Source organism: Polaromonas sp. P1_F2 (genome assembly GCF_056405735.1).
Window position 1 is genome coordinate 259,239 of sequence record NZ_JBFUBN010000007.1, and the last position, 13,778, is coordinate 273,016.

14 protein-coding genes are annotated in these 13,778 nt (G+C 66.0%); 7 read left to right on the top strand and 7 right to left on the bottom strand.

Annotated features, from left to right (window positions below):
* Positions 1 to 115: 115 nt before the first annotated feature.
* Both AC1D0O_RS16125 and AC1D0O_RS16130 read left to right on the top strand, forming a co-directional pair.
* Positions 116 to 670, top strand: coding sequence for a Spy/CpxP family protein refolding chaperone (locus AC1D0O_RS16125; RefSeq protein ID WP_477654519.1), 555 nt, complete (start codon positions 116 to 118; stop codon positions 668 to 670).
* Between the two features lie 159 nt (positions 671 to 829).
* On the top strand, positions 830 to 1,900 hold the full coding sequence (locus tag AC1D0O_RS16130; protein ID WP_477654520.1) for a flavodoxin family protein: 1,071 nt from the start codon (positions 830 to 832) through the stop codon (positions 1,898 to 1,900).
* Positions 1,901 to 2,003: 103 nt separating this feature from the next.
* Here the strand turns inward: AC1D0O_RS16130 and AC1D0O_RS16135 are convergent, their stop codons facing one another.
* Together AC1D0O_RS16135 and AC1D0O_RS16140 are read right to left on the bottom strand one after the other, a co-directional pair.
* Positions 2,004 to 2,504: a hypothetical protein gene (locus tag AC1D0O_RS16135; protein ID WP_477654521.1), complete on the bottom strand. Its 501-nt coding sequence runs from the start codon at positions 2,502 to 2,504 to the stop codon at positions 2,004 to 2,006.
* 132 nt (positions 2,505 to 2,636) lie between these two features.
* The gene (locus AC1D0O_RS16140; RefSeq protein WP_477654522.1) at positions 2,637 to 2,960 is read right to left on the bottom strand and encodes a hypothetical protein; all 324 of its coding nucleotides are present in this window, start codon (positions 2,958 to 2,960) and stop codon (positions 2,637 to 2,639) included.
* A gap of 492 nt (positions 2,961 to 3,452) precedes the next feature.
* Here AC1D0O_RS16140 and AC1D0O_RS16145 point away from each other — a divergent pair, with 492 nt between their 5' ends.
* From AC1D0O_RS16145 to AC1D0O_RS16160, 4 genes are all read left to right on the top strand, one after another.
* The gene (locus AC1D0O_RS16145; protein WP_436156228.1) at positions 3,453 to 4,256 is read left to right on the top strand and encodes an endonuclease/exonuclease/phosphatase family protein; all 804 of its coding nucleotides are present in this window, start codon (positions 3,453 to 3,455) and stop codon (positions 4,254 to 4,256) included.
* 2 nt (positions 4,257 to 4,258) lie between these two features.
* Positions 4,259 to 5,554: a cardiolipin synthase ClsB gene (gene clsB, locus AC1D0O_RS16150; RefSeq protein WP_477654523.1), complete on the top strand. Its 1,296-nt coding sequence runs from the start codon at positions 4,259 to 4,261 to the stop codon at positions 5,552 to 5,554.
* A gap of 7 nt (positions 5,555 to 5,561) precedes the next feature.
* Complete coding sequence (locus AC1D0O_RS16155) at positions 5,562 to 6,578, top strand: lysylphosphatidylglycerol synthase domain-containing protein (protein WP_477654524.1); 1,017 nt, start codon at positions 5,562 to 5,564, stop codon at positions 6,576 to 6,578.
* Between the two features lie 256 nt (positions 6,579 to 6,834).
* Complete coding sequence (locus AC1D0O_RS16160; RefSeq protein WP_477654525.1) at positions 6,835 to 8,316, top strand: UdgX family uracil-DNA binding protein; 1,482 nt, start codon at positions 6,835 to 6,837, stop codon at positions 8,314 to 8,316.
* A 29-nt stretch (positions 8,317 to 8,345) separates the two neighbouring features.
* On the opposite strand, the gene AC1D0O_RS16165 is transcribed toward AC1D0O_RS16160, so the two are convergent.
* The 5 genes from AC1D0O_RS16165 to minC form a co-directional block, all read right to left on the bottom strand.
* A complete protein-coding gene (locus AC1D0O_RS16165) occupies positions 8,346 to 8,834 on the bottom strand; it encodes a hypothetical protein (RefSeq protein WP_477654526.1) in 489 nt (162 codons plus the stop codon).
* A gap of 152 nt (positions 8,835 to 8,986) precedes the next feature.
* Positions 8,987 to 9,409 carry a PPC domain-containing DNA-binding protein gene (locus AC1D0O_RS16170; protein ID WP_477654527.1) on the bottom strand — a complete coding sequence of 141 codons (423 nt, stop codon included), beginning with the start codon at positions 9,407 to 9,409 and terminating at the stop codon, positions 8,987 to 8,989.
* Positions 9,410 to 10,083: 674 nt separating this feature from the next.
* Positions 10,084 to 10,344, bottom strand: a complete 261-nt coding sequence (gene minE / locus AC1D0O_RS16175; RefSeq protein WP_436155619.1) for a cell division topological specificity factor MinE — start codon at positions 10,342 to 10,344, stop codon at positions 10,084 to 10,086.
* A 3-nt stretch (positions 10,345 to 10,347) separates the two neighbouring features.
* Complete coding sequence (gene minD / locus AC1D0O_RS16180; protein WP_436155618.1) at positions 10,348 to 11,166, bottom strand: septum site-determining protein MinD; 819 nt, start codon at positions 11,164 to 11,166, stop codon at positions 10,348 to 10,350.
* Positions 11,167 to 11,258: 92 nt separating this feature from the next.
* A complete protein-coding gene (gene minC / locus AC1D0O_RS16185; RefSeq protein WP_477654533.1) occupies positions 11,259 to 12,026 on the bottom strand; it encodes a septum site-determining protein MinC in 768 nt (255 codons plus the stop codon).
* 234 nt (positions 12,027 to 12,260) lie between these two features.
* Between minC and AC1D0O_RS16190 the strand changes: the two genes are divergently transcribed.
* Positions 12,261 to 13,424, top strand: coding sequence for a metallophosphoesterase (locus AC1D0O_RS16190; RefSeq protein ID WP_477654528.1), 1,164 nt, complete (start codon positions 12,261 to 12,263; stop codon positions 13,422 to 13,424).
* The last annotated feature ends 354 nt before the right edge of the window (positions 13,425 to 13,778 follow it).

Consider the following 13,778-nt stretch of genomic DNA (forward strand, 5'->3'; position numbering starts at 1 on the left):
GCCTCGGCAACGGCGGGGATACAGAGCACCACCACACTTGCTTTCAACCTGAAGCCAAAAGCCGTATGTCACGACGATGGATTTCAGGCATCTTCTCTTTGAAAGGAAGTTCTCCATGAAATTCGCATTCAAGCCCTCCGCTTCCCTCAACAGCCTCGTCCTGGCCGGCCTGCTGGCAACCGTGGGCGCCGGCGCCATGGCGCAAACGCCGCCCGCACCACCTGCTGGCTCGCCGCCAGCAGCCGGCAAACCCGCCGGCCCCCACGGCGAACGCATGGGCCGCCATGACCCCGCCAAGATGCAGGCCATGATCGCCAAGCACCAGGCCGAACTCAAGGCCAAGCTCAAGATCACGCCGGCCCAGGAAGGCGCGTGGACCAGCTACACGGCCGCCATGCAGCCGCCCGCCCACGGCGCGCGTCCCACGCCCGAGCAGCGCGCCGAGTTCGACAAGCTGACCACGCCCCAGCGCATCGACAAGATGAAGGAAATGCGCACCCAGCGCATGGCTGAAATGAACACCGCCATGGACAAGCGCGGCGAAGCCACCAAAACCTTCTACGCGGTGCTGAGCCCCGAGCAGCAAAAAACCTTTGATGCCGAGCACAAGAAGCACGGCCCGCGCGGCGGCCACCGTGAGCACGGCGGCATGGCCCCGCAAAAGGGCTAAGCCACCGGCGCACTGAAGAGCTTTCCCCAAAGCCCGCACCGCAAACCGGTGCGGGCTTTTTTTGTGCCTTATCCGCTTTCGCCGGACGCCGCCCAAAGCCCGCGTAGGACGTTATCGAATGCCCTTCTTTGTCCCACGCGGCCTGACTAAACTGGGCCCATGAGCGAAGTCCGAAAAGGCCAGGCACCGGCCGTCCTGTCGCGCGAGGCGTTCCACGAACGCTTCATGCAGTCTTTTGTGGACCCGGCCTTTCGCGCGGAAGATGAAGCCCTGGAGCGGCTGGCAGCGCTGGCCTGGGATGCGTACAAGGAAGGCCGCAAGGCGCCGCATACGCGCAAGGCCGGCGAGGGTTTCGCCGACCCTGATTACGACCTGTCGACCGAATGGCTGGAAACCCGCGCGCGCCTGCAGAAGACGCAGGCTGTATGGGAAAACCCCGCCACGCCGTCCCGCGTGCTGCTGGTCTGCGGCTCGGCCCGCAACGACGGCACCTGCCCCGGCGAGATCTCCAAGACCTGGCGCCTGCTCAACACCGCCAAAACCGCGCTGGAAGGTGCGGGCATGCACGCCGACGTGCTGGATCTGAGCCTGCTCAGCTCCGATTACCAGTTGCGCATCCACCCCTGCAAGGGTTGCGTCTCCACCGCGATGCCGCTGTGCCACTGGCCCTGCAGCTGCTACCCCAACCATGCGCTGGGGCAGACCAGCGACTGGATGGCCGAGATCTACGAACGCTGGACGGCCGCGCACGGCGTGCTGATCCTCACCCCGGTGTACTGGTACCAGTCGCCCAGCCCGCTCAAGCTCATGATGGACCGACTGGTTTGCGCCGACGGCGGCAATCCCGACCCCACCAGCACCCACGGCAAAAAGCCGGAAGAAGCCAAGGCGCTCGAGATGAAAGGCTGGGACTACCCCAAACACCTGGCCGGCCGCGCCTACGGCCTGGTGGTGCACGGCGACGTCGCCGGCATCGAGGGCACGCGGCGCGGCCTCAGCGACTGGCTGGACTGGATGGGCTTGATAGACGCCGGCAGCCAGGCCCGGCTGGACCGCTACATCGGCTATTACGAACCCTATGCCACCAGCCACGACACGCTGGATGCCGACAAGGCCGTGCTGGCCGAGGTGCGCAACGCGGCCAGCGCGGTGGCCGGCGCCGTGAAGGCGTTGCGCGCCGGCACGCTGTTGCAGCCCGACAAGGATTTACCGCAGCCGCGTCCCAAATAAAAAAGGGGCAGCAAAAAGCCGGCCCGCAGGACATGCCCGCGCCCGGCTTTGAAGATCTGGGCCGAGGCGCCCGCGAACGGGCGGCCGGCCTCAGGCCCGGTTTTTAATGGGTGCCGCCACTGACGCCCGCGCCACCCTGGACACTGCCCTGCACGCCGCCCTGGAGGCTGCCTGCCGCACTGCCCACGCCGTTACTCACGCCGTTGTAGGTGCGCCGGGCGCCGCTCTTCACGGCGTTGCCCGTGCGGGTTGCCGCGCGTCCTGTAGCGCGTGCGGTGTCGTCCACCGCACCGGAGACATTGGCACCCGCGCCTACGCCCGCGCCCACACGGCCGCCGACCGCACCGGAGCCGCTGTCGCCGCCGCCGGTTGCGTTCGCGCGCGTCGAGGCATCAATATTGGCGTTCTGGCCGGCATTGACACCCAGGTTCACCCCCAGGCCGGCATCGGCGTTGCCGGCGGCCCTGTTGCCACTCACACCGGCACCGGCGCCCACACCCACGCCGACCCCAAGGCTTTGCGCAAAAGCGCCAGGGGCAGCCAGCGCGGCCGCCAGGGTCAGCGCCACGGCGCCGGGAATTGAGCGAATCAAGAACTTGGACATTTCAATCTCCTTCAAAAAACGATGGACTGCCTCAAGGGCAAACCACCCGGCAGGGCCGCAACGAAGACCGTTGTGGCCCGCCCATGCCGCTTCGCGGTCGCGGGATCACTCCCCCAAAGCGGGTGTCTTGTTTTACTTGGTGCCGCCTGCGGCAGGGCCTTGCGCACCGCCGGTCGAGGTGGCGGCCGCATCACGCGCGGCGGAGTTCTGGGCGCGCTTGGCTGCCCGTTTCTCGCGCTTCTCGGCCTTGGCTGCCGCGCGGTCGGCCTTGGCGGCCGTGCGTGCTTCAGGCGTCTTGGCCACACCGCCCGCAGGGGCCGCGGTGGTCTGGTCCTTGGGCTTGGTCGTGCCCGGCGGTGTCGTGGTATCGGTCTGCGCCTGGACCTGCCCGCCCATCAGCAAGGCGGTTGCGATGGCAGCGGCTACGGGAACGGATTTCATTGAAAACTTCTTCATGGTCATTTCCTCTTCGGTTGGCCCCAGAAACAAGGCGTGTGGAACAAACAAGCCCTCATGCGATAACGCGATAACGGGGCTGATTTCAATTTAGGCGCCAAGCCGCGGCGGACTTGCCGGAGAGGCACGCCGCGCCATGTAGGACACTGCGCCCGCGGCGTGTGGTTGCGCAGGCGGCTCCCCGAGGGGCCAAGAGGCGCGCCAGCCGGGCGTACAAATAAGTTTTGTCCTACACCTCGGGAGAAAGCCGCGAAGCCACAATGTCCGTCAGGGTGATCGGCGGGCGCGTATGCTGCCTCTTTGCCGGTATCGATATGTCCGCGCCTCCGGTTTTCCATCACCCGCCCTTTGCCTTTTGCCTCCCTTCTTATGCAACCTTCCGTTCCCGATCCTTCTGTTGCAAGTCCTTCCGGCGCCTCCCGCCGCGGTGCGCCCGATGCGCTGTCCGTTGCCGTACCCGTCACGCCGCCCAAAGCGGGCACGCGGGTTGACATGGCCGCCGTGGAGGCCGACACGCAAACCGCGCTGGCCGCCGTGAGTCCGCAGTCCTCGTTCTCCTTCAAGGTGCTCACGGTCAACATCCACAAGGGCTTTACCTTCTTCAACCGCAAGTTCATCCTGCCCGAGCTGCGCGAAGCCGTGCGCAGCGTGGGCGCCGACGTGGTGTTCCTGCAGGAGGTCACGGGCACCCACGCCAAGCACGCCGACAAGTTCGACAACTACCCCGAAACGCCGCACTACGAATTCCTGGCCGACACCATCTGGCCGCAATTCGCCTACGGCCGCAACGCCGTCTACACCAACGGCCACCACGGCAATGCGGTGCTGTCCAAGTTCCCCATCGTGCGGTTTGAGAACCGCGACGTGTCCATCAGCGGGCCCGAACGCCGCGGCCTGCTGCACTGCGAACTGCAGATTCCCGGCCGCAGCGTCAACGTGCACGCCATCTGCGTGCACCTCGGCCTGATGGAAACCCACCGCGAGCAGCAGATGGACATGCTCTGCGACCTGGTGCGCAAGGACATCCCGCCGCATGCCCCGGTGGTGGTCGCCGGCGACTTCAACGACTGGCGGCACCGCGCCCACGCGCGGCTCGAAAAAGGCGCCGAGCTGCACGAGGTCTTCGTGCAGGCCAACGGCCATGCGGCGCGCACCTTCCCCGCGCGCCTGCCGCTGCTGCGCCTGGACCGCATCTATGTGCGCAACGCCATCGGCCACGCGCCCGTGGTGCTGCCGCTGCGGCCCTGGTCGCACTTGTCAGACCACGCGCCCCTGGCGGCAGAAATCGAGCTCTAGACATGTCTAGATGGGTGAGCGGCAACCAGTTCCGCCTGCTGGAGAACGGCGAGGAATTTTTCCCGCGCGTGTTCGAATGCATCGCCGCCGCCCAACGTGAAGTTGTGCTGGAAACCTTCATCCTGTTCGAAGACAAGGTCGGCGAAGAACTGCATGCGGCCCTGCACCAGGCGGCGCGGCGCGGCGTGCAGGTCGACGTGACCATAGACGGCTACGGCTCACCCGACCTGTCGCCCGAGTTCATCTCGACGCTTACGCGGGCCGGCGTGCGCCTGCATGTGTTCGACCCCGGCCCCAGGCTCTGGGGCTGGCGCACCAACCTGTTTCGCCGCATGCACCGCAAGATCGTGGTGGTTGACGGTGAGCGCGCCTTCGTCGGCGGCATCAATTATTCGGCCGACCACCTGGCCGACTTCGGGCCCCAGGCCAAGCAGGACTACGCCGTCGAAATCGAAGGCCCCATCGTCGCCGACATCCACAGCTTTGTGCGCCGCGCCCTGGCCGCCGGCCGGCGCAACGCCGGCGCCGAGCCGCCCGAGGGCCTGCGCGAGCGCTTTTCCAACCGCGCGCGCTCGTTCGCAGGAACCTGGCGCGGCGACAGCGTCCCCGCAGCGGCGGGCGAGGCCTCCGCGCTGTTCGTCACCCGCGACAACCGCAAGCACACCAACGACATCGAGCGGCACTACCGCGCGGCCATACGCACGGCACGCCATCGCGTCGTCATCGCCAACGCCTACTTCTTCCCGGGCTACCGGCTGCTCAGGGAAATGCGCCACGCGGCGCGGCGCGGCGTGGACGTGCGCCTCATCCTGCAGGGCGAGCCCGACATGGCCATCGTCAAGACCGCCGCCAGCATGCTCTACCACCACCTGCTGGACGCCGGCGTGCGCATTTACGAATACTGCGAACGGCCGCTGCACGGCAAGGTCGCCGTCATCGACGACGAATGGGCCACTGTCGGCTCCAGCAACCTCGACCCGCTGAGCCTCTCGCTGAACCTGGAAGCCAACGTCGTCATCCGCGACCGCGCCTTCAACCAGGAGCTGGGCGCGCGGCTGGACGCGATCATGCAAAACAGCTGCAAGCAAGTGACGCGCGACGACCTGGTCGAGCCCACCTGGTGGCGCACCGTGCGCAGCTATTTCGTTTTTCACCTGCTGCGGCGCTACCCGGCCTGGGCCGGCTGGCTGCCGGCGCACACGCCGCGCATCACGCCCGCCGGCCAGGACTTCCCCGCCCCTGCCGGCCCCACCGGCAGAGATGCCGAAGCGGTAAGCCAGCAGGCCAAAACCGTGTGAGCGCCTGATGGCCAGCCGCAGCCCACCCCCCGCCCGCGGCCCCTGGCGCAGCCGGCCCTGGTGGCCGTGGCTCAGGCGCGGCGCCACCACCGTGTTCTTCGTGCTGGTGGCCGCCCTGCTGGTGTCGCAGGCGCGCAGCATTGCCTGGGGCGAGGTGCTCAATTCCCTCGAGAACTATCCGCTCACCGCCGCCTGGGGCGCCGTCGCCCTGGCCGCGGCCAGCTTCACGCTCTACAGCTGCTTCGACCTGCTGGGCCGGCACTACACGCGCCACAAGCTCAGCGCCCCCACCGTGATGCTGGTGACCTTCACCAGCTATGCTTTCAACCTCAACCTCGGCTCGCTGGTGGGCGGCGTGGCATTTCGCTTCAGGCTGTATTCACGCCTGGGCCTGAAGCCCGGCGCCATCACGCGCATCATGTCCATCAGCATGCTGGCCAACTGGATGGGGTATGTGCTGCTGGCCGGGCTGGTGTTCAGCCTGCACCCGCCCACGCTACCGCTGGACTGGCCGGTCACCACCCTCCACCTGCGCCTGGCCGGCCTCGCGCTGCTCGCGGCGGCCGCGGCCTACCTGGGCATCTGCACTTTCACGCGCCAGCGCCACTACGAGCTGCGCGGCCACACCCTCGAACTGCCGTCGCCGCGGCTGGCCGTCCTGCAGTTGCTGATGGGCGCCGGCAACTGGCTCATCATGTCCGGCATCCTCTACATCCTGCTGCAGCACCGCATCGAGTTTTCCGCCGTCGTCAGCGTGCTGCTGCTGGCCGCCGTGGCCGGTGTCATCACCCACATCCCGGCCGGCCTGGGCGTGCTGGAGGCGGTGTTCGTCGCCCTGCTGTCGCACCTGATGCCGCAGGCTGAACTGCTGGCCGCCCTGGTGGCCTACCGCGTCATCTACTACCTGGCGCCGCTGGGCATCGCCACGGCGGTCTACGCGGTGATGGAAGCCCATGCCCGGAAACTCGCCCGCGCCGCCCGGGCGGCCCTGCCCCCGCGAAACGCCCGTCCGGCCACACGCTGACAAGCCAGGGCCCCGCGCCCGGCCATCTTCAAGCTGATTTAGGCGCCAAAGCCACAGGCCGCCAGGGTTTTCGCCTTTACTTCTGTGTCCATAGCCCCAAAACACTGTATATTGATACAGTGTTTTGATGTTCCCTCGTGTTCTCTTTCCTGCCGATGCGACGCCCGCACCCAGGAAGTCGGCTTCTTTGCCTACAGCCGCGGTTGAACCCGCCGCCGCACCATGAAGTCTGACGTGAAGCAGAAAGGATCTTTGCATGGGCGTGATGAATGACCTGCTGACGACCGACCTCTTTCCGCAAGCCCCGCTGCCCGTCATGCTGCAGGGCCAGGCCGACTTCGAGGGCTTCCGCCGTGCCGCGCGCGGCCTGCTGGCGCAGCAAATGCTGCCCGAGCAAATCAGCTGGCACAGCACCGACACCGCTGTCCAGGATCTTTTTGCCGCCGCCCGCGCGCCGGGTGGCGCCTTCCACGACAAGGCCGCGTTCAACGGCGCGCCCGCCGTCAGCGTGCCGCCCGAATTCATGGCCTTGTGCCAGGTCGTCATCCTGCACAGCGACCCGGGCCGCTTCGGCCTGCTGTACCGCATCCTCTGGCGCCTGGTCCACGAGCCCGGCCTGCGGCAGGACCCGCTCGACGCCGACATGGTGAAAGCCGGCCGCATGGCCGAGGCCGTGCGGCGCGACATGCATGAGATGAAAGCCTTTACGCGCTTTCGCACCGTGCTGGACGACACCTTCCGCTCCGACCCCGAAGTCGGCCCGCTGCATGTGGCCTGGTCCGAGCCCGAACACCACATCATTGAAGCCGTCGCGCCCTTTTTTGAGCGCCGCTACAAACAAATGCGCTGGGCCATCCTGACGCCCGAGCGCAGCCTCGAATGGGACGGCGGGCAACTACGCTTCGGTCCCGGTGCCCAGGCGGCAGAGGCACCGCCGCCCGACGCGGGCGAACAGCTGTGGCTGGCCTTTTACCGGCGCACCTTCCCTCCGGCACGGCTGAAACCACAGGCAACCATGCACAAGCAGATGCCGGCCGGGCCTGAGCAATTGAATGCGGAGTGCGCCGCATCGCCGGCCAAACGGGAAAAAGGGGAAAAAGAACCCACAGAACCCAAGGAACCCAAGGAACCCGCGGACGGTACACACATCATCGAGCTGGTGCGCTCGCGCACAGCCCTGCAGCGCGCCACCAACCGCTGCCGCGAGTGCCCCATCGGCGAACACGCCACGCAGGCCGTGTGCGGCGAAGGCCCGCGCAAGGCCAGGGTCATGCTGGTCGGCGAACAGCCGGGCAGCCAGGAAGACCTGGCCGGCAAGCCCTTTGTGGGCCCCGCCGGCCACCTGCTGGACCGCGCGCTGGCCGAGCTCGGCATAGGCCGCGACAAGGTCTTCGTGACCAACGCGGTCAAGCACTTCAAGTTCGAATTGCGCGGCAAACGCCGCATCCACAAGACCCCGGCGCAACGCGAGATCGCCGCCTGCCTGCACTGGCTGGAAGACGAGATCGCCATGGCGCAGCCCGAGCTGCTGGTCGCCCTGGGCGCAACCGCCGCCCGCGCCTTGCTCGGCAAGGCCGTGCCGGTCATGGCCAACCGCGGCCAGATCCTGGAACGCGAGGACGGGCGCAAGGTGCTCGTCACCCTGCACCCCTCCGCCCTGCTGCGCGTACCGCCACCCGAGCGCGAAAGCGCCTACCGCGAGTGGCTGCACGACCTTTCACGCATCAACCCCCACTGAGCGTTCAAGGCTCTGACGCCCATAAGCACCTAGCGCGTGCTGTCGCGCGGATCAGGCGTGCCCGGCTCGGTCGCCGGCCGCGTGGTCGAATCCCGGGGATCGACAGGCAGGGGCTGCGCCGGTTCGCTGGCAACGGCGCGGCGTGCCGGGTTGCGGTTCAGGGGGTTGGTCAGCGGCCTGCCCGAATTCGTACCCGTTGCGCCGGGCGTGCCGGGCACCCCGGTGGCGGTATTGCCGCCATTGATATTGGTGCCGCCCGTGCCGGTGCCCGTATTGGTATTGGTGCTTGTGGTGCCGGTGTTGTTGCCGTTGATGGTGGTGCCTCCGGTGCCGGTCCCCGTGTTGGTGTTCGTGCCCGTGGTGCCGGTAATGCCTGTATTACCTGTCGTACCCGCGGCGCCACCCGTGGTCTGCGCACCCACGGGCGAAAATCCCAGAACAGCCGCGAGCACGGCGGACAAACATACGCCGCCAGAACGAGGACCCAAGTGCGACAGACCGCTGTTCAACGCTTTCATGACAACTCTCCTGTTTTCCGGCTTGAACACACCGGATTTTCACCACGCATGCGGTGAGATCCATTCAATCTACGTCCACTGTGACGCCCCCGTCACTGCCCGCAGGCTCATACAGCTGTGCGAAGAGGCCTACATCAAATGCGACGCCGTGTTCACGCCGAAGGCCCTGCCGGCCTCGCCACCAACTCCTTGAACCCGGTCCGCGCATCATGCTCGCGCGTGAACACCCAGCCCGGCAGGGGCGCCAGCACGATCTCCGCCGTGGTCCGCACAATGCAGCCCGGCATCACATGGCCGCCCCGCATCTCGCCGCGTGCTGTTGCCACACAGGCATGCAGGTGGACGCCGTCGGGGCTTAGCGTGCCCGACAGCGTGATCAGCTCCAGCGGTTCTTGCAGCACCGTTCCGTCGGGCTGGTCGGCGTAGCGGAGTACTGCTTGGGAGAGGCTGCCCACTGCGGAGATGATGCAAGCCGCCGTCGTGTTCTGGCCGGCTTGCAGGTCGGCGAAGGCTTTGGTCAGGCTTGTGCGGAGATCTTCTCCGGGGTGGAGGCGGAGGGCTTGGGGTTGGGGCATGGGGTTAGGGTAGCGTTGTGCTTGGGGTTGTTCAAGGGGGGGTGCTCTCCTCTAAGTCCTGCTGGCCGGGGGTTGCCCGGCAGCAAGTAACTTTCTTTTGCTTCGCCAAAAGAAAGTCACCAAAGAAAAGGCGACCCGCAGTCTGGGTCCCTACGCTTCGCTTCGGGCAACCTGCGGTGCTCGACTACGGCGGGGTCTCGCTAAACTCGCTACGCTGCGCTTCGCTCAAACAACGCGATCCCTGATCCGCCTACGTCTGCGCTCCTCGGCCCAGCCAGGACGGGGCAAGCGGGAACGGAAACGGGTACAGAAGAAAAATACAAAGAACAAACCAAGACAAACAAGGACTCGCCAAGGCGAGTCCTTGTTTCTTAGGTATTCGGTATTGGTATTCTCTCCCCACCCCTTGTGGATGCGCCGAGGAGCGCAGGTTCAGGCGGATCAGGGATCGCGTTGTTTGAGCCGAAGGCGAGTTTAGCGAGACCCCGCCTGAACCGAGCACCGCAGGTTGCCCGCAGCGAAGCGGAGGGACGCAGCAACCAGGGTCGCCTTTTCTTTTGCTTACTTTTCTTTTGGCGAAGCAAAAGAAAAGTGAGTAGCCGCCGGGCTACCCCCGGCCAGCCACCCTCAGCAGAGAAAACAGAAAGCCAAGCCCGCCGGGAGCATGCAAGAGCTCACTTCTTGTCAGGCAACTCAATCTTCACCTCCAGCACATCAAGGTTATCCTGCCGCTCCAGGTTCAGCTTGATGTGCTCGGGGTTGATGGGAATGTATTTGGCGATCACCGCGATCAGGTCGCGTTGCAGGGCCGGCAGGTAGTCGGGCTTGGGGCTGCGGTCCGTGCGCTCATGCGCCAGGATGATCTGCAGCCGCTCCTTGGCGACGCTCGCGGTCTTTTTCTTTTCGCCCAGCAGGAATGACAGGAAAGACGCCATGGATCACTTCCCCCCGAACCAGCGCTTGAAGAGCCCGGGCTTTTGCGCGTCGATAAAGCGCATGGGCTTGTCCTTGTCGCCGAGGAAGCGGTCGACCACGTCCTTGTAGGCCTCGGACACGTCGCTGCCGTTCATGTGCACGGCCGGCACGCCCTGGTTGGAGGCCTGCAGCACGGATTCGGACTCGGGGATCACGCCTATGAGCTTGATGCGCAAAATATCCTGGATGTCTTCGAGCGAAAGCATCTGGCCCTGGTCGACGCGGCCTGGGTTGTAGCGGGTGATCAAGAGGTGTTCCTTGATCGGGTCGCCGCCGGCGATGGCGCGCTGGGTCTTACTCGAGAGCATGCCGAGGATGCGGTCGGAGTCGCGCACGGATGAGACTTCGGGATTCGTCACCACCAGGGCCTCGTCGGCGAAGTGCATGGCCATCAAGGCGCCGGTCTCTATGCCGGCGGGCGAGTCGCAAACAATGTATTCAAAGTCCATGCCGGCCAGGTCTTTCAGCACCTTCTCGACGCCGGACTTGGTCAGCGCGTCCTTGTCGCGGGTCTGCGAGGCGGCCAACACGTAGAGGTTGTGGCACTGCTTGTCCTTGATCAGGGCCTGGTTCAGCGTGGCTTCGCCCTGGATCACGTTGATGAGGTCGTACACCACGCGGCGCTCGCAGCCCATGATGAGGTCCAGGTTGCGCAGGCCCACGTCGAAGTCGATGACCGCGGTTTTATGGCCGCGCAGCGCCAGGCCGGTGGCAAAGCTGGCGCTGGTGGTGGTTTTGCCCACACCGCCCTTGCCGGAGGTGACCACAATGATTTTTGCCATGCTTGAATTTCCTTGGAGAACGGGAGAGATGTTTTGGGTGGAGGCCGGGTGTGCAGCGGGAGCGGGAGCAGGAGGAAGCAAAGTGGCGGTGTTCATGCTGACATCACATTCATGACTAGTTTGTCGCCCTCGTCGCCCGGGACGAGTCGCACCTGCGTTGGCTTGCCCGCCATGCCGGGCGGCAACGGGTGTTCGCTGGTGCGGTAGACGCCGGCGATGGAGAGCAGTTCAGCCTCCAGCGCGAGCGAGAAGATGCGCGCCTCGGTGTTGCCGCGCGCGCCGGCCATGGCCTTGCCGCGCAGCGGCGCATAGACGTGGATGTGGCCGTCGGCAATCACTTCGGCGCCGGCGTTGACCATGGCCAGCACCACCAGGTCACGGCCGCGTGCATAGACCTGCTGGCCGGAACGCAGCGGCTTGTCGACGACCAGCGCGCCCAGGGGCGCGGCAGGGGCAGGGGGAACCGGTTCCGGCGCCAGCAGAACCGGCGCGGGTGGTGCGGCCACCGTGGGCCGCGGCGCCACCAGGTGGGCGTCGGGCACGGGCAGCAAGCCCGCCTGCAGCGCGGCTGCCATCTGCGCGGCGCTGCCGCCTTTCACGGCGATGGGCACCAGCTGGTAGCCGCCCAGCAGGCTGATCAGCGCGGGAAAGTCGATCCCGCCCGCCGAGTCCGGCAACGGTGAGAGGTCGACCAGCAGCGCATCCTGGTCGAAGAAGTCGGGAATATCGCCAAAGCGGGCTTCGAGTTCGCGTGCCAGGGCGACGAGGTCGGTGGACTTGAGCAGCAAGGCCACCAGGGGCAGGTTGGCGCTCTTGATTTCAAAGGTGGCGGGAGTGGTGGCCTGGAGGGCGACGGTCATAGGCGCATGGCGGGAGGAGGCCGGCGTGTCGGCGGCAAAAGAAAAGATGGCCGAGGGTAGCGCGCGATGCGGCATATTCGTGCGCACGCTTTGTCGCACTTGTGAGCGCATGAAACGCTTATCGGCCGCGCGCACGGCCTTGGTGCGCTGTCACCGTCCGTCGCAGAAAGCCGCGCCGGCATTGAATGCATGGGCCCTGCACCCATATGCGGGGCTTATCACTCTGGACTTTTCATGAACTTCCTGCCGCTGGCGCTTGTAACCGCGCTGCTCCATGTTTACATCGGCGCACGCCTTGTGCCGGGGCTTGAAGCCCATCCTCTCGGCCAGTGGCTGCTCATCGGGGGCCTGGCACTCTCGGCCTTGCTGATGCCGCTGGGCCTGATGGCAGGGCGGGTCGCGAAACAACCGCTAGCCGATGTTCTGACCTGGGTGGGCCTGCTGTTCATGGGCTTGTTCTCCTCGATGCTGGTGCTGACGGTGGCGCGCGACGCGGGCCTCGTGCTGCTGTGGCTGGCCGACCTGCTGGCGCCCGGCCGCTTGCCGCTGGCCTGGCTGCGCATCGCCTCGGCCGAAGCCGTGCCCGCGCTGGGCGTGCTGGTCACCGTGCTGGGCTTTTTGAATGCGCGGCGCACCGCGGCCGTGGTCAAGGTCGACGTGCCCATCAAGGGCCTGCCCCCGGCGCTGCAGGGCTTTACCCTGGCCCAGCTCAGCGACATCCACGTCGGGCCGACCATCAAGCAGCAATACCTGCGCCGCATCGTCGACAAGGTCAACGCACTGGACGCCGACGTGGTGGCCATCACCGGCGATCTGGTGGACGGCAAGGTCAGCGAACTCTCGGCCCACACCGCGCCGCTGGCCGATCTGAAGTCGCGCCACGGCACCTTTTTTGTCACCGGCAACCACGAGTACTACTCGGGTGCGCACGCCTGGGTCGACGAGCTGCGCCGCCTGGGCCTGACGGTGCTGCTGAATGAACACGTGGTGATTCGCCCCCCTTCAGATGCAGCCGGCCGCGAAGACGGCAAACCGCTGGTGCTGGCCGGCGTGACGGATTACAGCGCCGGCCACTTCGACCCAGCGCACCGCAGCGACCCCGAAGCGGCCTTGCGCGGCGCGCCGCTGAACGCCGTGCGCGTGCTGCTGGCCCACCAGCCGCGCAGCGCGGCGGCGGCGGCGAAAGCGGGTTTTGATTTGCAGCTGTCGGGCCATACGCATGGCGGGCAGTTCTATCCGTGGAATCTGTTTGTGCGGTTTCAGCAGCCGTTTACTGCCGGCTTGCACAAGTTGCAGAATCTTTGGGTTTATACGAGTCGGGGAACGGGATATTGGGGGCCGCCCAAACGGTTTGGGGCGCCTTCTGAAATTACTTTTTTGAAATTGGTTGCGGGGTAGGGGCCGGTCTTGCTCCGGCGGTGCGCCTCTTGTTGAGGGCTGCTGGCCGGGGTTGCCCGGCGGCAAGTAACTTTCTTTTGCTTCGCCAAAAGAAAGTCACCAAAGAAAAGGCGACCCTGGTTGCTGCGTCCCTTCGCTTCGCTACGGGCAACCTGCGGTGCTCAGTCCAGACGGGGTCTCGCTAAACTCGCTTCGCTCAAACAACGCGATCCCTGATCCGTCTGGACCTCCGCTCCTCGGCGCATCCACAAGGGGTGGGGAAGGAATACCAATACCTGAGAAACAAGGACTCGCCTTGGCGAGTCCTTGTTGTATTTGGTTTTCTTAGTCTTTTGTCCCCGTTCCCGCTTGCCC